At 48.8% G+C, this 18,037-nt stretch carries 16 protein-coding genes and 2 pseudogenes; 11 read left to right on the top strand and 7 right to left on the bottom strand.

The window, feature by feature from the left end:
• The first annotated feature begins 19 nt into the window (after positions 1-19).
• A complete protein-coding gene (locus LN737_RS02205; RefSeq protein WP_405515839.1) occupies positions 20-934 on the top strand; it encodes an SMP-30/gluconolactonase/LRE family protein in 915 nt (304 codons plus the stop codon).
• An 83-nt stretch (positions 935-1,017) separates the two neighbouring features.
• Here LN737_RS02205 and prfA read toward each other — a convergent pair whose 3' ends face one another.
• Positions 1,018-2,091: a peptide chain release factor 1 gene (prfA, locus tag LN737_RS02200; protein ID WP_405515838.1), complete on the bottom strand. Its 1,074-nt coding sequence runs from the start codon at positions 2,089-2,091 to the stop codon at positions 1,018-1,020.
• A 179-nt stretch (positions 2,092-2,270) separates the two neighbouring features.
• Between prfA and LN737_RS02195 the strand changes: the two genes are divergently transcribed.
• A complete protein-coding gene (locus LN737_RS02195) occupies positions 2,271-2,864 on the top strand; it encodes a hypothetical protein (RefSeq protein ID WP_405515836.1) in 594 nt (197 codons plus the stop codon).
• A 23-nt stretch (positions 2,865-2,887) separates the two neighbouring features.
• Here LN737_RS02195 and LN737_RS02190 read toward each other — a convergent pair whose 3' ends face one another.
• Positions 2,888-3,616: a pyridoxine 5'-phosphate synthase gene (locus tag LN737_RS02190; protein ID WP_405515834.1), complete on the bottom strand. Its 729-nt coding sequence runs from the start codon at positions 3,614-3,616 to the stop codon at positions 2,888-2,890.
• Between the two features lie 126 nt (positions 3,617-3,742).
• Between LN737_RS02190 and LN737_RS02185 the strand changes: the two genes are divergently transcribed.
• From LN737_RS02185 to LN737_RS02170, 4 genes and pseudogenes are all read left to right on the top strand, one after another.
• Positions 3,743-4,192 (top strand): GatB/YqeY domain-containing protein, encoded by a 450-nt coding sequence (locus tag LN737_RS02185; protein ID WP_405515832.1) that lies wholly within the window; start codon positions 3,743-3,745, stop codon positions 4,190-4,192.
• A gap of 76 nt (positions 4,193-4,268) precedes the next feature.
• Positions 4,269-4,802 carry a CvpA family protein gene (locus LN737_RS02180; RefSeq protein WP_405515830.1) on the top strand — a complete coding sequence of 178 codons (534 nt, stop codon included), beginning with the start codon at positions 4,269-4,271 and terminating at the stop codon, positions 4,800-4,802.
• A 78-nt stretch (positions 4,803-4,880) separates the two neighbouring features.
• Positions 4,881-5,924, top strand: coding sequence for a 23S rRNA (adenine(2503)-C(2))-methyltransferase RlmN (gene rlmN, locus LN737_RS02175; RefSeq protein WP_405515828.1), 1,044 nt, complete (start codon positions 4,881-4,883; stop codon positions 5,922-5,924).
• A 176-nt stretch (positions 5,925-6,100) separates the two neighbouring features.
• Positions 6,101-7,521: pseudogene (locus LN737_RS02170) on the top strand (inorganic phosphate transporter).
• 27 nt (positions 7,522-7,548) lie between these two features.
• Here LN737_RS02170 and LN737_RS02165 read toward each other — a convergent pair.
• The 5 genes and pseudogenes from LN737_RS02165 to LN737_RS02145 all read right to left on the bottom strand — a co-directional run bounded on the left by LN737_RS02165 (position 7,549) and on the right by LN737_RS02145 (position 12,389).
• Positions 7,549-8,244 carry a DUF1080 domain-containing protein gene (locus LN737_RS02165; RefSeq protein ID WP_405515826.1) on the bottom strand — a complete coding sequence of 232 codons (696 nt, stop codon included), beginning with the start codon at positions 8,242-8,244 and terminating at the stop codon, positions 7,549-7,551.
• A gap of 32 nt (positions 8,245-8,276) precedes the next feature.
• Positions 8,277-8,801, bottom strand: coding sequence for a formylglycine-generating enzyme family protein (locus LN737_RS02160; protein WP_405515824.1), 525 nt, complete (start codon positions 8,799-8,801; stop codon positions 8,277-8,279).
• Positions 8,802-8,866: 65 nt separating this feature from the next.
• Positions 8,867-9,112, bottom strand: a complete 246-nt coding sequence (locus tag LN737_RS02155) for a hypothetical protein (RefSeq protein ID WP_405515822.1) — start codon at positions 9,110-9,112, stop codon at positions 8,867-8,869.
• A gap of 9 nt (positions 9,113-9,121) precedes the next feature.
• On the bottom strand, positions 9,122-11,458 hold the full coding sequence (locus tag LN737_RS02150) for a HEAT repeat domain-containing protein (RefSeq protein ID WP_405515820.1): 2,337 nt from the start codon (positions 11,456-11,458) through the stop codon (positions 9,122-9,124).
• Between the two features lie 120 nt (positions 11,459-11,578).
• Positions 11,579-12,389, bottom strand: a pseudogene (locus LN737_RS02145) (lysophospholipid acyltransferase family protein).
• A 348-nt stretch (positions 12,390-12,737) separates the two neighbouring features.
• Here LN737_RS02145 and LN737_RS02140 point away from each other — a divergent pair.
• The 5 genes from LN737_RS02140 to LN737_RS02120 all read left to right on the top strand — a co-directional run bounded on the left by LN737_RS02140 (position 12,738) and on the right by LN737_RS02120 (position 17,996).
• On the top strand, positions 12,738-13,910 hold the full coding sequence (locus tag LN737_RS02140; RefSeq protein WP_405515818.1) for a histidinol-phosphate transaminase: 1,173 nt from the start codon (positions 12,738-12,740) through the stop codon (positions 13,908-13,910).
• 115 nt (positions 13,911-14,025) lie between these two features.
• Positions 14,026-15,600, top strand: a complete 1,575-nt coding sequence (locus LN737_RS02135; RefSeq protein ID WP_405515816.1) for a flavin monoamine oxidase family protein — start codon at positions 14,026-14,028, stop codon at positions 15,598-15,600.
• A 34-nt stretch (positions 15,601-15,634) separates the two neighbouring features.
• Positions 15,635-16,207: a hypothetical protein gene (locus tag LN737_RS02130; protein WP_405515814.1), complete on the top strand. Its 573-nt coding sequence runs from the start codon at positions 15,635-15,637 to the stop codon at positions 16,205-16,207.
• Positions 16,208-16,263: 56 nt separating this feature from the next.
• The gene (locus LN737_RS02125; protein ID WP_405520582.1) at positions 16,264-16,644 is read left to right on the top strand and encodes a hypothetical protein; all 381 of its coding nucleotides are present in this window, start codon (positions 16,264-16,266) and stop codon (positions 16,642-16,644) included.
• A 143-nt stretch (positions 16,645-16,787) separates the two neighbouring features.
• Positions 16,788-17,996: an acetyl-CoA C-acetyltransferase gene (locus tag LN737_RS02120; RefSeq protein WP_405515812.1), complete on the top strand. Its 1,209-nt coding sequence runs from the start codon at positions 16,788-16,790 to the stop codon at positions 17,994-17,996.
• Positions 17,997-18,037 lie beyond the last annotated feature (41 nt).

Below are 18,037 nucleotides of genomic sequence, written 5' to 3'. Positions count from 1 at the left end.
AACTTATTGAGAAACTAGCATGAGTACAATTCAAAAAACAATATGTAGTCTATTCGCATCCGTACTGATTTCGAGCGCAGGCTTTGGTCAGCAGAGCATCAGCGATTCGCTTCCGGTTGTGGCACCCGGTGCCACTCTAAAACAGATTTCCAAGCAGTTTGCCTTTACGGAAGGGCCCGCCGTTGATAAGAAAGGGAATATTTTTTTCACGGATCAGCCGAATGACAAAATCTGGAAATACGATACAGAGGGCAACCTGTCGCTTTACATGGACAAAGCCGGGCGGTCAAACGGCTTGTATTTCGACAAAAAAGGCAACCTGATTTCATGCGCCGACGAAAAAGATGAACTGTGGTCGATCAGCCCGGATAAGAAAATTACAGTGCTAATGACCGATTTTAAAGGGCAGCGTATGAACGGCCCGAATGATTTATGGATTGATCCGAAAGGCGGTATTTATTTCACCGATCCCTATTATCAGCGCGATTACTGGGAGCGGAAAAAACCGGATATCGATGGGCAGAAGGTGTATTATCTCCCCAAGGGTAAGAAAGAAGCCGTATTGGTTGATGCTGATTTGCAGCAGCCAAACGGTATTGTGGGCACACCCGATGGAAAGTACCTGTACGTAGCCGACATTCGGGCCAGCAAAACCTATAAATACCAGATTAACTCCGACGGAACCTTAACCAATCGCCAACTTTTTGTCGCACAGGGTTCTGACGGTATGACGCTCGATAATCAGGGAAACCTTTACATTTCGGGCCGGGGCGTAACGGTTTACGATCCAGCCGGTAAAAAATTAGGCAACATTCCGGTTCCGTCGCGCTGGGTTGGAAACATTTGCTTTGGCGGCAAAGACCGGAACACGCTGTTTATTACTGCAACGGAATCGATCTATACAATTCCTATGCGTGTAAAGGGAGTGGAATAAAAGAGTAATGCATCGTGTATAATGAAAATGGACAATGCTCATCCAAGAACATTATCCATTTTTCATTATACACGATGCATTATCTACGCGGTTGCTCCTTCTTTCAGCCGTTCGGCGTTTTCGGCAATACGCAGCTGTTCAATAAATTCGCCGATGTCGCCATCCATAACGGCGGGCAAATTATAAACTGTGAGGCCAATGCGGTGGTCCGTTACGCGGCTTTGGGGATAGTTGTAAGTCCGTATTTTATCCGAACGGTCGCCACTACCGACCATCGTTTTACGCTGCGATGCAATGGCTTCGTTATGTTTCTGTAACTCAATCTCGTACAGACGCGAACGTAACACAGTCAGGGCTTTGTCGAAGTTTTTTAACTGCGAGCGTTCATCCTGACACTGCACGACTAATCCTGTGGGAATGTGGGTTAAGCGAACGGCAGAATATGTTGTGTTTACGGACTGTCCACCTGCACCCGACGAACAGAAGGTATCTTTGCGGATGTCGTTCATATTCAGTTCAACATCCACTTCCTCAGCTTCAGGCAGAACGGCAACACTAGCCGCCGATGTATGGATACGTCCCTGAGTTTCGGTAGCGGGAACCCGCTGAACACGGTGTACGCCCGATTCAAACTTGAGCTTTCCGTACACGTCTTCGCCTTCTACTTCAGCCACGATCTCCTTATACCCGCCGGATGTTCCTTCGGTGTAATCAACCAGCGACATGCGCCAGCCCATTTTTTCACAAAAACGCTGGTACATACGGAAGATATCGCCCGCAAAAATAGCCGCTTCGTCGCCCCCGGTACCGCCCCTGATTTCCAGAATGACGTTTTTACTGTCATTTGGGTCTTTTGGCATAAGCATCTCTTTGATTGCTTCTTCCAGCGTTTCCCGGCGTGGCAGCAGTTCGTCCAGTTCGGCTTTCGCTAACTCCCGAAAATCTTCATCCTTTTCCGTAGCGATAATCTGTTTGGCATTCTCGATCTCTTCGAGCAGCTGCGTATAGGCCTGATACTGCACAACGATCTTTTCCAGGTCTTTATATTCTTTACTCAGCTTCATAAACCGCTTCTGGTCGGAGACGACCTCCGGCTGTACGATTTGCTGAGATACTTCGTTGAAGCGTTCGCGAATGGCTTCTAACTGGTCGAGCATGAGTTATAACTTTAATTGCCGTTCTTTCTGAGGAACCGCAAAGGGAATAGACAATTTATAAAAACAAAAATACGAAAATCCCGTCAGTTGCGCTTTATCGTTACAAGTTGCAACCAAGCGTATGATAAGATCGTTTTCCACTAAAAATGACGAAACCTTACTGCATTAAGTTCCTGTTTATGATACGCTCTTTGTCAATTCTTGGTTTGTTAATCAGCTTTTTACTTGCCTGTAACCCCGAACGGGTGCATTATACCAATGAGCTAAAGCAGGAAATGGCCGACTCGAAAATCAAACGGATTACGGATTCTGATCTGACCGAAACCATCGATAACCTGGGCGGTAAAGTTAGTGCCACGATACAGAAAGAATTGACGGCTCAGCTCCAGAAAACATCGAATCCCGCTGAGCGGGCAAAACTTTGTCAGCTGCAGAACCTGCCTCGCACAACAGCCATTGCTGAACGTTACGTGCTCGACATCCAGTTGCTGGGCGCTGCTGATGTACAGAACAAAACTTTGAGCACGAAGGAGCGCGAAATTCTGGATGCGTATTTATACAGTGCCAAACAGAAGCAGTCGCCGATTTCTAACATCCAGAAAACCAGCGATACGTCGTTTGTGTATAATGCCCAGATCCCGCCCGACAGCCCAATTTGTGAAGCCTGTTTTGGCAAGCAGGCCGTTCCATTTGCGGTCTGGCATCTGGGCTTTCAAAAGCGTGAAGTGATTCGGCGAATGAATGCCTCTACGAAAAAAAGCAAACGATCTTAATAGACACTGACGCTACTGAATGATCAATGCGCTACTTCCTGGTCCAGGCAGCGCAGATACATTTGAATTGTATTATCCAGCCCATAATAGAGTGCATCGCAGATGAGGGCATGCCCGATGGAAACTTCTTTCAGGCCGGAAATCTGCTCATCGAAAAAGCGCAGGTTTTCCAGACTTAAATCATGCCCTGCATTCAGACCAAGATCTAACTCATTGGCGCGTTGGGCGGCTCGCACAAATGGCGCAACAGCAGCTTCGCGGTTTTCGGCATAATGAGCGGCATAAGGCTCGGTGTACAGTTCAATCCGGTCGGTACCAACGGCTTTGGCTCCCTCAACCATGCGTTCGTCGGCATCAACGAAAATCGACACGCGAATTCCGTCGGCTTTGAACGTATCAACCAGTTGCCGCAGGTGGTCGGCATGACGGATCGTGTCCCAGCCCGCGTTTGACGTAATGGCATCCGGCGCATCCGGAACCAGCGTTACCTGGTCGGGCTTAACCCACTTTACCAGTTCGATGAAACGCTCGTCGGGATTGCCTTCAATGTTGAATTCTGTTGTTACAACTTCCTTTAGATCCAGTACGTCCTGATAACGGATATGCCGTTCGTCGGGGCGAGGGTGAACGGTGATGCCCTGCGCACCGAAACGTTCGCAATCGAGCGCGACTTTAACGAGGTCGGGGTTGTTGCCGCCCCGGGCATTACGTATCGTAGCGATTTTGTTGATATTAACGGATAAGCGAGTCACGACCAGGAATGATGAATTATGAATTATAAATGATAACGGTATGTGGTTTTGTTAACTTTGCTTGATGGGAGTTGGTTCGTTTTGCCAACATTCATCATTCACCATTTATCATTCATCATTAAAACGATGTCTCTGAAACAACAAATTGACGCCGATATCAAGCAGGCTATGCTGGCGAAAGATCAGGACCGGCTGCGCGCATTGCGGGCTGTGAAGTCGATGATTCTGCTCGAAGAAACCAAAGAAGGCCAATCCGGCGACCTTAAACCCGAAGATGAAACCCGTATTCTGACCAAGGCCGTAAAACAACGCAAAGATTCGGCTGATATTTATCGGCAGCAAAATCGCCCGGATTTGCTGGCTGTGGAAGAAGCCGAAATTGCCGTCATTGAGAACTACTTACCCAAGCAACTGTCGGAGGGTGAATTAAAGGAAAAATTACAGGTCATTATGGCCCGCATTGGTGCATCAGCGCCGTCGGATATGGGGAAAGTAATGGGCGTAGCAACCAAAGAACTCGCCGGACAAGCTGATGGGAAAGCCATTTCGGCAATGGTGAAGCAACTTTTACAATGATTGAATGATTGAGTAATTGAATTGTCGAATGGCGTATTCAATCACTCAATCATTCAATCATTCACTCATTTGACTCTTGAATACGCTCGATATTCTGATGCTGATTCCCCTGGCCTGGGGTGCTTTTAATGGATACCGCAAAGGTCTGCTTGTCGAGATCGTTGCGGTTATTGCGTTTGTGATAGCCATGATTGTCGGGTTCAAATTTCTGGCGTTTGGGATAGAATTACTCAGTCCATACATCAGCCGCGAGCTAGCCCGGAAAATTCTACCGCTGCTGGGTTTCTCCGTGATTTTCTTTCCAACGATACTGATGATCAATCAGATGGGTCTGGCTATTCGGCGGTCGTTGAAATATTCCCTGCTCGGTACGTTCGATAGTGTTGCCGGGGCTACCGTAGGACTTTTTACGTGGGTGTTTGGAATTAGTGTTATCCTTTGGTTGTTCAGTTATATGAACGTCAAAATACCCCCTCGCCATACCGAACGTGCGTTTCTCTATCCCTACATTCGGCCAATTGCGCCGAAAGTGATGGACAAAGCCGCCGTCTGGGTTCCAAAAGGACTGGAAGCAGGAAAGAAGTGGCGGGCAGAAACAATAAATGAATGATAGAGTAATTGAATGATTGAATAAAATGCGCGTCAGCCTATTCAATCATTCAATTACTCGATCATTCAATCATTCAACATGCAGGACATCCGCAAACTAACATCTATACAGTTAAAAGACTGGCTCACACAACATGGCGAACAGGGATTCCGGGCGAATCAGATTCAGGAATGGCTCTGGAAAAAATCGGCTTTGTCGTTTGACCAGATGACAAACCTGTCGATGCCAACGCGGGAACTGTTGAAAGCGCATTTCGAAATCCGGCCGCTGACCGTCGATCAGGAGCAACGTAGTAACGATGGTACGATTAAATCATCCTTCCGGCTTTTTGATGGTAATCTGGTTGAAGGGGTTTTGATTCCGGCACTACGTAATGATGATGTTGACCGGATGACAGCCTGCGTGTCGAGCCAGGTAGGTTGCTCCCTGACCTGTAAATTCTGTGCGACAGGCTATATGGATCGTAAGCGTAACCTCGACGCAGCCGAAATTTATGATCAGGTAGTAGCTATTGATCGTCAGGCAAAGACGAACTACGATGTTCCGCTCTCCAATATCGTTTATATGGGGATGGGCGAGCCCTTGCTAAACTACAAAAACGTACTGGAATCAGTTGATCGCATTACGTCGCCTACAGGATTGGGGATGTCGCCGAAACGGATTACCGTATCGACGGCGGGTATTGCCAAGATGATTCGGCAACTCGGCGACGATGCTGTGAAGTTTAATCTCGCGCTCTCGCTTCATGCCGCCAACGACCAGAAACGCGACCAGATTATGCCCATCAATGAAAGCAATACGCTTCAGGCATTGGGCGATGCGTTGGGGTATTTCTACAAAAAAACAGGCACACGTATTACATTCGAGTATATCCTGTTTTACAACTTCAACGATACGGTGCAGGACGCGCAGGAGCTTTGGAAATTCACGAAACGCGTACCGGCGAAGGTGAATATTATTGAATATAACCCCATTGCCGAAGCTAATTTTAAAAATACCGATCCACAAACGCTGGATAAATTTGCGGGTTACCTGGACAGCAAAGGCGTGACGGTCAATGTGCGCCGGAGCCGGGGTAAAGACATTGATGCTGCCTGCGGGCAATTAGCTGGCAAAAAGTAGAGACGCAATACATTTCGTCTTATATCCGGATGGCTAGGCTGACGCATCTGAGACACGAAGTATCGTGCCTCTACTTAACAATTTGTTAACATTGCTCTGGCCAGTTTAGCGTACTTTTGTGGCAATCATTGGCTTACAGACCTACTGTCTGCCTGTTTACAGAAGATACCCCACCTATGTTTGGATTAGAAACGGATGTTTTTATCCTCCTTTTTATCAGCTTATTCGCTGCTTGTGCCTTTGAATTTGTTAATGGATTCCACGATACGGCCAACGCTGTAGCCACCGTCATTTATACCAATTCGCTGAAACCGACCGTTGCCGTTGTCTGGTCGGGGATTTGCAATTTTACCGGGGTTTTACTGGGGGGATTGGGGTAGCAATGGGTATTGTGAACCTCCTGCCGGTTGAACTACTGGTCGATCAGAACGTATACCACAGCGTAGCCATGGTGCTGGCGCTACTACTGAGTGCCATTATTTGGAACCTGGGTACCTGGTATTTTGGCATACCCAGTTCGAGTTCTCATACACTTATTGGCTCTATTTTGGGCGTAGGGCTTGCTTTCTCGACTCTGCCTGATAACAAAACCGGTGCCGCCGTTAACTGGGATAAAGCCATCGAAACAGGCGAAGCATTGCTTCTGTCGCCATTGCTCGGGTTCAGTCTAGCCATTGTTCTGATGTTTGTGTTACGTCGGGTCGTGGCGGAGGACGTAAAAGCCCAGCTTTTCAAAGAACCTAAGAAAAATAGTGAGCCCCCCACCTGGATTCGAGGAGTTCTTATTGCAACCTGTTCGCTGGTCAGTTTTTTCCACGGCAGTAATGATGGGCAAAAAGGCGTAGGGCTGATTATGCTGATCCTGATCGGGATTGTGCCTTACCACTTCGCCATACAATCCAATCTCGACCCTCGCCTGATGCAGGCGAATATTGTGGGGATTGAACAGACGATTGATGTACTGAATCCCAGTCAGTTATCGCCGGCTAACCGTGAGCGGCTGACGCAAACCCGTACGGAACTGAGCGAGCTGAAACAGTTGATTGGTGGGCCGCTGGTTGATAATAAAATTCCGAACGAGAAGCGGCTGGACGTGCGGAAAGATTTGTTGCTGATCAACAGCAATATGAAAAAAATCACGTCGGACGAGGGCGCTAACGTTAGCCCAAATCAAATGGCTGTGTTAAACAAAAGCCTTGGTGAAGAAAGCGGACTACGTCGGTTTACAGACTATGCCCCGTTCTGGGTTATCCTGATGATCGCGCTTTCGCTGGGCTTGGGCACCATGATCGGCTGGCGTCGGATTGTGGTAACCGTAGGCGAAAAAATTGGTAAGCAACACCTAACCTATGCACAGGGGGCATCGGCAGAATTAGTGGCTGCGACGATGATCGGCTTTGCGTCGTGGCTGAAATTGCCGGTTAGTACCACACACGTACTGTCGTCAGGCATCGCGGGTAGCATGGTGGCCAGCAAAGGGGTGAAAAACTTACAGGCTGCTACGATCCGGAACATTGCCCTTGCCTGGGTGCTTACCCTGCCCGTGTCAATTTTACTATCCTTTACGCTCTATATTTTCTTCCGCTGGTTGTTGTAACAGGCTCTGTAATTTTACGCTACGTGATTACAGTTCTTTGATTGCAATGTTGCGGAAGCGATGAGCAGCACCGGGTTTCCACGAACCGGCCATGTTGAATGCTTCGGCAGCCTGCGAATACACAGCCGACCAGTGTGCCTGTAGGCCGATCATGCCGCTGGTTGCTCCAGCTACAAAATCATTGACCGGCTCTGTTACTTCCCACATCGGCTCTCCGTTGACCCACAGACGGATACGTGGAACATCCCCTTCCATTCGGATGCGGAATGAATTCCAGTCGTTGGGTTTCCATACTTTGGCGATGTTGGTAGCCTGAGCGCCTTTGCTCACAGTCATTCGTTCGCCCAGCAGGTCGCCAAGGCCGCCGGGAGTTGCCAGCTCGATCTGGTAAGCCATGCCGCTTTCGGTAGAACGGATGAAGATGCCGCCATTGCAAAACGAGTCGACTTTGGCTTCCAGATACAACTCGAAGTTTCCGTATTTTTTATCGGTCAGCAAAATACCCCCCTGCCCATACGGATGTTGTTTCAACGTAATGACGCCGTTCTCTACGTAAAAATTACCGGTCGTGCCCTGATGCGATGTGCGGCTCGTGTGCCATCCTTTTAGGTCTTTGCCATTAAATATTGGCGTAAAGCCTGCCGGAATTTTGCCGATCTGGGCATTGACAATATGTGTGACCAGCGTAAGGAAAAAAAGTACGATTACTCGTTGTAAGAGCATGATAAAAAATTAGTAAGCCTGCTTCAGAATACCTATTTCGCGTCCATAACTACCCGGAAGCCTACGTCCCATCCGTTTCCCGGACCGGCGGCATGGGTCATATACGTAGCGTTTTTGACATCACCCACAAACGAAGCACCTTTCAATACGTGCTGTGTACCCGAACGGGGCGGAGTGGGGTCAGCGAAGATTTTTTCGTTGTAATAATCCTGCACCCATTCCCAAACGTTACCGAGCATATCATACAGGCCCCAGGCATTAGGTGCTTTCTGGCCTACTTTGCTTGTCGTAGGCGAACCCATTTGTGCCGAAGCCCAGATCGCTTTCCAGGATATGTCGTCCTGAGCACCCCCTCTGGCCGCATATTCCCATTCAAATTCAGTGGGCAGCCGGTAGTGGTGGCTTTTGTCCAGCGCGTTTAATTTTGATAGAAACTGCTGGACATCCTGCCAGCTAACCTGCTCAACGGGGTGTTGGTCGGCCTCGTCTTTAACCTTGCTCCCCTGAAACGTCGACGGATTTGTGCCCATCACCTGTTTCCACTGGGCTTGTGTCACCTCGAATTTGCCAATATAAAACGGACGATTGATCCTGACCAGAAAACCGGGCCGGGCATCCTCCTTTACCAGCTTTTCGGCAAGCTGATAATCGTTCTCGGTCCATTGATTACCTGCTTTCTTGCTGTCCGAAGCGTTTTTTGGGGGGTAGGATAGGGAGGTTGAAACCGACCAACCACCATACTTCCGGGCTGAACAAGTACAAATTCCGTACCGATGCTGTTCATGTAAGTCGCTTCCTGCGCTGCTACCCGAAGCGAATAAAACAGGAACAGACAGCCAATAAGAATTTTTATACGTAGTGCGTTCATAGCGGATGGTTATTTGCCGGACTTACCCTTTTCGTCGGGTTTGCTCCAGTTTGTTCGCTCGGCGCGGCCTAGTTTGAATATTTCGAGTTCCTGCTGGGTCATCCCACCGGGAATTACAGGCGTATTGGCGCGCACATCTGCCACTTCTTTCGCCGTTACAACCGACGATTTATTACCTAGCTCGCTGCTGTTTCGCACGTAACTCAATACCGAAGCAATCCATTTATCGTCGTTGCTGCCCATGGCAGGCATCATGTCGGTGTAAGTTTTGCCATCGAGCGGCCCTTTCATTCCATTCAGTAGAAGCTGAATAACCAGCGTTTTATCGCCCTTAACGCGGGGGGAGCCAACCAGCGGAGGAGCGGGCATCTGTTTACTGCCTGCCACCACGATACCTTTTCCATCCGGACCGTGGCAAGTGGCACAAAGCTGCTTGAAAATGGTAGCTCCATTGGTTACCAAAGCCCGGTCAGCAGGACTCAGGTTACGGGTCCGCTCCAGTTCGGCCTGCTGCACTTTTTGCGATTCGGCAAACGTAGTAAACGAAAACTGCATCAATTCATTTTTCGGGTTATCTGCCAGTAATTGTTTGACAAGTTCCTGTGTTCGAGGGGTTTTATGATTACGTAAGGAAAGCGCCAACTGAATCCGTACGTCGGGGCTGGAATCATTGGTTAAGGTTGCTAATTTCTCAATTATCTCCTGATCTTTTTTCGCCAGATAAACCTCACTTATCCAGACCGCTGCTTTGCGTACCTGCGCATCCGAATCCGTAAATGCTTTAAAAAGAGTTGGTTTGTCGATGGCATCCATACCTTCCAGCGTCCATAACGCGTGAATACGGGCCAACGGACTCGGTTTTTTGGGTAGTGTAGCTTTCTCGCCAATGGCAATTTGCTTTAAGGCTGGCACAACGGACTGGTCGTTCCGAACAATCAACAACTGCTGAGCATTATCACGCCACCAGCCATTCGGATGATCCAGATACGTAACAAGCTGACTGGCTGATTCATTGAGCATGTTCGGTTTGCGGCTATCGCGCTTGAAATCGTCGTGTACGACGCGATAGATACGACCCATACCCCGGTTTTTATACAGACCTTTTTGCTGAATAACGTTGCCCAGATACGAGCCTGGTTTCGTCCATTCGCTTTCCTGAATGATGCCGTGGTACATATCGACGATGTAAAAACAGCCATCAGGTCCGGTATACGTATTAATAGGCCGGAAATTCATATCGGCCGATGCCAGCCAGTCTTTCTCCTTGTAAGCGTCTTCAATGTAAATTTTCCCCTCCCGGTTAATCACTTTACCACGCTTGATGATACGTCCTACGGGCTCAGGAATAAAGTAATCGCCCTGCATATCTGCCGGCAGACGGTCGCCCCGAAAAATAGACTGTCCACAACCCGCCGTGTATTTGTTGAGCGTGTTATCTTCAGGACGTAACGCTTCACGACCACCCTGCGCATCCACATTGCCAATAATTGGCCAGGGCTTGGTAAAATTTTCTGAATACTGATCCGCAAAATTCAGCGCACCATAGGCCGGATTTTGCTGAATCTGAACGGCGGGTAATCCCGGACCGGCCTCTGAGTAAAACAGTCGTCCATAGTTGTCGCTGGTCATGCCCCACTGCCCAATCATATTATCGACCAGGGTATCGGCTATCAGTTTTCCGTTTTTGTATTTATAGCGGAGGTTATCACGGGTTGGGTAAATCCAGTTGTCCATGTTCCAGATCAGGCCACCATTCTGGTGTTCGAGATTTCGGGAGTCAATCGCATCGTTCCGAAAGACAATCTTTTTCTCATCCGCTTTTCCATCGCCATTCGTATCCCGATAGCTCCAGATGTGTTGAATGTTCGTAATACCAACCAGTAACTGATCGCCAACAGGCAGAATGGTGCGGGGTAAAACAAGGCTATCGATAAAAATGGTTGATTTATCCATTTTACCATCACCATCCGTATCTTCCAGTCGCTTGATGCGGCTTGTCGGGGCATACTCGCCGGTAGCGTTCGCATCCTTCATGTACGTATTCATCTCCGCTACGTACATCCGGCCGTTTCCGTCCCAGGCGATGGCTACCGGCTCCTGAATCATGGGTTCGCTGGCGACCAGTTCAATGTGGTAGCCCGGCGGCAACTGAATTTTTTTGATACTGGCTTCCGGCGATAAGGGCTCAACGGGTGGATTTGTATCCTGAACGACGCGGGCAAATCCCTCTCCAGACGATGCTTTATCCGGCCTGCTGCAACTGGGTGAATACAACGCAAAAGCCAGAAGACTGGCTGCCAGCAGACCTATTTTTACATTGGGTTTTGTTGTGAAAAAGGATTTCATAACACTTCAGATAAGGTTTTAGGAATGTATCGGTTACGGGGATTCTCGCGTGTTTAGACCTGAACAAAACTAGCCGCAATCAAGTCAGAAGTAATAGGTACCTCCGGTACATACTACCGGCTAACTCTGTTCCTGCGCCCATTCGGGAGAATCCTGCTCAATAGCATGGCGCACTTTGGCGACAATGTCATCAACGGTATCGTCGGGGCTGACTTCAAGAGGGGCTTTAAACTGGACCGTAAGCAGTGTATTTCGTTTCTTGAAGCGTAACCCTTTCTTATCGAAGGCGCGCCGAAAGCCATTGATAACCACTGGTATAACAATTGGTTCGTTGTTTTTGATCAGGTGGCCTGTTCCTTTCCGAACTGGGGCAAAGGGCGTAGTGGTACCCTGTGGAAAACTGACGACCCAGCCATGAGCCAGTGCCTTCGCAATTTTATCGTTGGCCGATGTATCGACCGCTCGTTGTACTTCACGTCCTTCGGCTCGCCAAGAACGTTCGATGGTTAATGCACCCCGCGGCAAAAACCCGCGGCACAATACCCTTTTTCATGGTTTCGGAGGCTGCTACGTAGTACTGCCGCGCTCGGGGACCAAGCAGGTAAACAGGAGGCACCATTGTGTTTTGAAAACCCCATTTAACAGCGCAAAAAATGTGGAAAAAGGCAATGACGTCGGCGAAATACGTCTGGTGATTGGAAAGAAACAGAACGTTGTTGATGGGCAGATTCTCCAGATTTTCCGTTCCTTCAATCTGAATCCGGTTCACGACGGTGTAGCGGGCATACGTCAGCCAGCCGACTATAGCGATCAGTATCCGCCTGATTAAGAGTGAGCTACCAAATGGATCGCACTCAAACAAGCCAAGTACATCCAACGGCATCAGAAACGTAGGCAGGTAGCTGAATTTAGTTGGTTTTATATACTTCATTATTAGGGATAGGCTCAGGTAGTAATGTCAAATATATATCTGGTAATTGAGAAACCGGACGTAGCTAATACTGTTTTCCTGCGAGCATAAACCTTCCTTGCCGTTTCCTAAATCGTTTGTCGAAAATGGTCCGGTCATATAATGACAATACTTCTTTGGTTAATATTGTAATTGACATTAGTTAATTCTACTTAAATGCAAATAGGCGAAATTTTTAAGCAGGTTTTCGGTTCACTCGTGCTTCTTTAATGCCGATTAATTCGTACTTTCACAAAACCCTATCTACTAAGGGACTATATTTTATTTTACTTTTATTTTATCCAAGATAAATACAAAAAAGTATCAACCATGTCATCACAACTAACTCGTCGGGACTGGCTTCGTGCCAGCGGCCTCCTGACGGCCGGTCTCGGCCTGAGCCGGTTTACTCCTGCTGAAGCTGCCCCGTCGAACGCCCCTTTTGTATCGGCGTTTACCAATGAGTTTTCGTTTGCCGATGACCCGTTTGCCAACATGCCCAAGCTGAAAGCCCGGCTATTTGCAAACGAAAATCCGTTGGGAATTGCACCAAGTGCGAAAGAAGCGCTGATTAAGGCAACCGAAATCGGCAACCGATACGCCTGGATGGAATTTGCCCAGTTGAAGAACCCTCTGGCCGCGAATGAAGGCGTAAAACCCGAAAATATTATGATGTCGCCCGGTTCGTCAGATATTCTGATGGCCGCAGCTGACCATTTTGCCAAAGGCGGGGGCACAATCCTGACCAGTGCCATGACCTACGATGATTTACTACAGCGGGCTGAAAAGTTCGGTGCGAAAATCAAGGCCATGCCCATGACGAAAGACTACAAGTATGACCTGAATGCCATCAAGGCGGCTATTACGCCTGAAGTAAAACTGGTCTATATCGTTAATCCAAATAACCCAACCGGTACTATTGTGCCCACGGCTGATCTGGAAGCATTCTGCCGGGAAGTAGCGCCCAAGGTTCCGGTCTTTATCGACGAAGCCTATATTGATTTCTACGAACCCGCCGACCGGCCAAAACTGGGTAAACTCGTAGCCGAAGGAGCCAACTTGATTCTGGCCCGTACGTTCTCAAAAATCCACGGTTTTGCCGGGTTACGTCTGGGTTATGCCATCGCGCAGCCCGACATGCTGAAAATACTACGTGCCTATACTAACGGCGATTTTGCGGTGAGCATTACGACCCTGATGGCCGGAATTGCGAGCTACAAAGATATCGACTGGCAAAATCACTGCCGGGCAGAGAATGCCAAAGCACGTACTTTCACCACAAAAGCGCTGACCGATTTGGGCTACGACGTAATTCCATCGTCGACCAACTTCATTTTGTTTCCAATCCGGATGAAAACCAAGACGTTCGAAAGTCAGATGTTTGGTCAGGGAATTGGTATCCAGACGCGTGATTTCAATGGGCAGCCGTTCTGCCGGGTTAGCGTCGGAACAATGGAGGAGATGGCCATATTCATGGATGGATTTAAAAAAGTAGTCGGATAAATAAAGAGGGAAGGAAGAAAAGGAGCAAAGGGAGAAAAGCAAAGAACGATTGTTCCGTCTCTTTCTTCCCTATTCTACTTTCCTCCCTTTCTTACCCTTCCTTCTGTTTCTTTCTATGACTCGAAGAGATTTTATCAATTCAACAAGTGCCAGTTATGCCAGTTTATTGGCTTGGGGAATGCTACCTGCTGCTCCGGCATCGGCTTTCGATCTCCCTGCCAATGGGCAAAGTAAAGAGGGTAAAGGCAGAAAAGTTATCATTTTAGGAGCCGGTTTGGCAGGAATGACTGCGGCTTATGAACTCGGTAAATTAGGCTACGATTGTACGGTGCTGGAAGCACGTTCCCGATCGGGTGGGCGCGTCTGGACGGTCAGGGGCGGCACGCAGGAAACTGAACTGAACGGCGGCCCTGCGCAGACCTGTTCCTTTGCCAACGGTTTATACTTCAATGGAGGAGCTGCCCGGATCCCCCACCACCATCAGATTACGCTTCAATACTGCCGGGAATTGGGTGTTCCGCTCGAAATTTTCAACGGGGCCAATGAATCGGCGTTTTTGTATAATGAGGGCGGCACGGGAGAGCTAGCCAACAAACGGATGCGTATCAGCGACTACCATAATGATATGCGTGGTTATACATCCGAATTGCTGGCTAAAGCACTCGATCAGTCATCACTCGATCAGCAACTGACTAAAGAAGATGTAGAAAAGCTGATTGATTTCCTAAAAAATGAAGGCGATCTGAATACGGCTCATCTTTACAAAGGAACCAACCGCCGGGGGTATAAAAGCAAAAGCGATCCGGGAGCGGGAAATGCACCAGGAACACTTACCGACCCATACGGACTTACTGACCTGCTACGTTCGGGCTTTATGCAGCCTGTTTTCTACAACGTAGGAGATTACGCATACGAGCAGCAAACGACTTTGTTACAGCCGGTTGGTGGGATGGATGCCATACCGAAAGCACTCGAAAAAAAGCTGACAGGAAAAATTATCTTCGGCGCGCCCGTTACGGAGCTTCGCAAAACCGAAAATGGCGTTCGGGTCGTTTACCAGAAAGCAGGCAAACCCGTAGAAATTGCGGGTGAGTTTTGTGTCTGTACGCTGCCGCTGCCGATGCTCAAAAATATTGAATCCGATTTGTCGGGTACGGTCAAGCGAGCCGCTGATTTTATTCCATACATGAAGACCGGCAAAATCGGCCTTCAGTTTAAGCGTCGATTCTGGGAAGAAGACGACGGAATTTACGGCGGCATTTCACGTACTAACTTAGATATCAATCAGATATGGTACCCATCCTTTGGGTTACAGGGACCTAAAGGGGTCCTGATTGGTTACTATAATTTTTACAGCCGGGCCGAAGCCGTCGGGGCATTGCCTGTTCCCGAACGTGAAAAACTGGCATTGGAACAGGGCGGTAAAATCCATCCGCAATACCCATCAGAATTTGAGAACTCATTTTCGCTGGCCTGGCATCGGATTCCCTTCAGTGGCGGTGGATGGGCTGTTTATGATGAGGCTACCCGTAAGAAATATTATCCGGCTCTACTGGAACCTGATGATAACATTTACTTCGCAGGTGAACACACGACGTACCTGACAGCCTGGATGGCGGGCGCGTTCACTTCTGCCCGTCGGACCGTTGAAGCCATTCATGCCCGGGTAGGTGAGTACACAAAAAAATAGTTTACGATTAACCTGAATAGACGCTATTAATCCAATGAAAAACAACCTGCTCTCTCTTTTACTTTTCCTTTGCTGTGCTTTTACGACTCAGCTGCTCAGTCAGCGCGTCTGGGGGCAGACAACGGCAGCTGCGACCGGCATGACCGTTGAACAGCTCAAGGCAGTCAAAGCAGTGAAAATTGCTAATCTTGATAAAGACACGTATTTCAAATCGGGGGGCTTTATTCTGGATCGCTACGAAGAGCGGCCTGCTTACGTGTTCACCTACAGTGACGGAATCACGCGGAAAATTTATCTCTATAAAATCTTTGCAGCCGAAGATACCAAAGACCTCGGTTTGCTGGCGATCTATAAAAACGAAAAATCAGGCGAGGTAAAACCATTTGTGATTCCCGGTGCCTCAGCCGACCGCAAGGCATGGGATGCGTACATCGACGATCTTAAGTACGTTGGTGAAAAAGAACCCGGCCTGATGTCGACCCTGACGTTTGTTCTCTCGCGCGAGATGGCCGGATTGCTGTCGGGTGGCGCTGGTGCTAAAACCGATGAAGGTGGTGCTAAGAAAAAGAAGAATATAACTTCTGCTTCGCTGCCGATGCGTCGGTAACACTGGCTGACGGGTCAATCAAAACCATTAATAAGGTAGCTGTTGGCGAAACCGTGATGGGGTATGATGCAAAAACGAAGCGATCGATACCGACACACGTAACCCGAATTGATACTCACGAAGGTGATTTTGCACTGTCGGGGGTGTGGGTAACTCCTGTGAATGAACTCACTGCCGATAACCGTAATCAACTCGCAACGCCCACCTTACTGGAGGCAACTGCCAACCATCCTGTGCTGACTGCAAGTGGGCGTAAATCGCTGGGCGACGTACAAGTGGGCGAAGTGCTGTATCATTATGACGCTGCTATTCAGGGCGTTTCTGCCTACAAAATCGTTCGGATTGCAAAAAAAGTCCGTTCGGTTAATAAGGTGTATAATCTGGTAACAGAATCGGGCGCGTACCTGATTGGTGATATGGTTGTGCTGGATAAGTAAACGTTCTGATAAATCTATTTGCGGAAAGCGGGGAAACACATTCTCCCGCTTTTTTATTTGCTCAGGCAAATTGCCCCACTCAGCTTTTGACTGTACTTTTGTCTGAGAACTGTATGCAAGCATACTAATTCCCCGGCAAATTTATGGCAGATGCATTCATTTATGATGCCGTCCGGACACCCCGCGGACGAGGAAAAAGTGATGGTTCCTTACACGACGTTCAGCCAGTTCAGCTGCTTACGAGCGTCTTACGGGAACTTCGCAATCGAAAACAACTCGATACGTCGCTGATTGATGATGTCATTATGGGCTGCGTTACGCCCATTGGCGAGCAGGGCGCAGATATTGCCCGAACGGCTGCGCTTGAGGCCGGTTATGATGAATCGGTAGCGGGCGTTCAGCTCAACCGATTTTGCTCGTCGGGCCTGGAAGCCATCAACATGGCAGCGGCCTACGTCATGTCGGGGCAGGTTGATGCGATCATAGCCGGGGGCGTTGAGTCAATGTCGCGCGTGCCAATGGGGTCCGATGGCGGTGCTTTGTTTATGAATCCGCAGATTGTGGCCCGGCATAACATTGTGCCGCAGGGCATTTCCGCCGATTTAATTGCGACGAAATACGGGTATTCCCGTTCGGATGTCGATACGTATGCCGCCGAGTCCTATCGTCGGGCCGTTGAAGCACAGGCTGATAATCGGTTTCAGAAAACGCTTGTTCCGTTCAACGATGAACTTGGCGTTACGTTGCTCGACCGGGATGAAGGCGTACGACCCGGCACAACGGCCGAAAGTTTGAGTAAGCTCAAACCTGCTTTTGAGGCTATGGGTCAAATGGGTCTGGATGCACTCGCCCTGCTGAAATACGCTCAGTATGATAAAATTAATCACGTTCATCACGCTGGCAACTCCTCGCAAATTGTTGATGGGGCAGCTGGCGTTTTAATTGGCAGTAAAGAATTCGGAGAAAAATCTGGTTTGAAGCCTCGCGCTCGTATTAAGGCATTTGCCGTAGTTGGCTCGGAACCCACGATTATGCTTACCGGTCCGATTCCGGCCACGCGCAAAGTACTCAAACGGGCAGGCATGAACATCAGCGATATTGATCTGTTCGAAGTCAATGAAGCGTTTGCTGCCGTACCGCTGCTGTTTATGGATGAGTTAGGCGTTGATCATAGCTGCCTGAATGTCAACGGCGGATCGATAGCCCTCGGGCACCCGTTAGGCGCTACCGGCGCTATCCTTTCGGCTACCCTGCTTGATGAACTGGAGCGATCCGGCAAACTGACTGGTCTGGTAACGCTTTGCATTGGCGGGGGCATGGGCCTTGCAACCATTTTCGAACGAATCAATTAATACGTGGTGGATAATGATTCTGACGGGCTTTCGCCAGTGAT

It is taken from the genome of Spirosoma sp. KNUC1025 (assembly GCF_045160025.1).
Classification (GTDB): Bacteria; Bacteroidota; Bacteroidia; order Cytophagales; family Spirosomataceae; genus Spirosoma.
This window is presented reverse-complemented; position numbering and strand designations above follow the sequence as displayed.

What these genes read in the sequence shown, in the direction of transcription:
- rlmN (WP_405515828.1), top strand. Translation starts at nt 4,881, where the DNA reads ATGCAGGACATCCGCAAACTAACATCTATACAGTTAAAAGACTGGCTC.
- LN737_RS02140 (WP_405515818.1), top strand. Translation starts at nt 12,738, where the DNA reads ATGTCATCACAACTAACTCGTCGGGACTGGCTTCGTGCCAGCGGCCTC.
- LN737_RS02165 (WP_405515826.1), bottom strand. Translation starts at nt 8,244, where the DNA reads ATGCTCTTACAACGAGTAATCGTACTTTTTTTCCTTACGCTGGTCACA.
- LN737_RS02120 (WP_405515812.1), top strand. Translation starts at nt 16,788, where the DNA reads ATGGCAGATGCATTCATTTATGATGCCGTCCGGACACCCCGCGGACGA.
- prfA (WP_405515838.1), bottom strand. Translation starts at nt 2,091, where the DNA reads ATGCTCGACCAGTTAGAAGCCATTCGCGAACGCTTCAACGAAGTATCT.
- LN737_RS02155 (WP_405515822.1), bottom strand. Translation starts at nt 9,112, where the DNA reads ATGAACGCACTACGTATAAAAATTCTTATTGGCTGTCTGTTCCTGTTT.
- LN737_RS02185 (WP_405515832.1), top strand. Translation starts at nt 3,743, where the DNA reads ATGTCTCTGAAACAACAAATTGACGCCGATATCAAGCAGGCTATGCTG.
- LN737_RS02130 (WP_405515814.1), top strand. Translation starts at nt 15,635, where the DNA reads ATGAAAAACAACCTGCTCTCTCTTTTACTTTTCCTTTGCTGTGCTTTT.
- LN737_RS02195 (WP_405515836.1), top strand. Translation starts at nt 2,271, where the DNA reads ATGATACGCTCTTTGTCAATTCTTGGTTTGTTAATCAGCTTTTTACTT.
- LN737_RS02135 (WP_405515816.1), top strand. Translation starts at nt 14,026, where the DNA reads ATGACTCGAAGAGATTTTATCAATTCAACAAGTGCCAGTTATGCCAGT.
- LN737_RS02125 (WP_405520582.1), top strand. Translation starts at nt 16,264, where the DNA reads ATGGGGTATGATGCAAAAACGAAGCGATCGATACCGACACACGTAACC.
- LN737_RS02205 (WP_405515839.1), top strand. Translation starts at nt 20, where the DNA reads ATGAGTACAATTCAAAAAACAATATGTAGTCTATTCGCATCCGTACTG.
- LN737_RS02150 (WP_405515820.1), bottom strand. Translation starts at nt 11,458, where the DNA reads ATGAAATCCTTTTTCACAACAAAACCCAATGTAAAAATAGGTCTGCTG.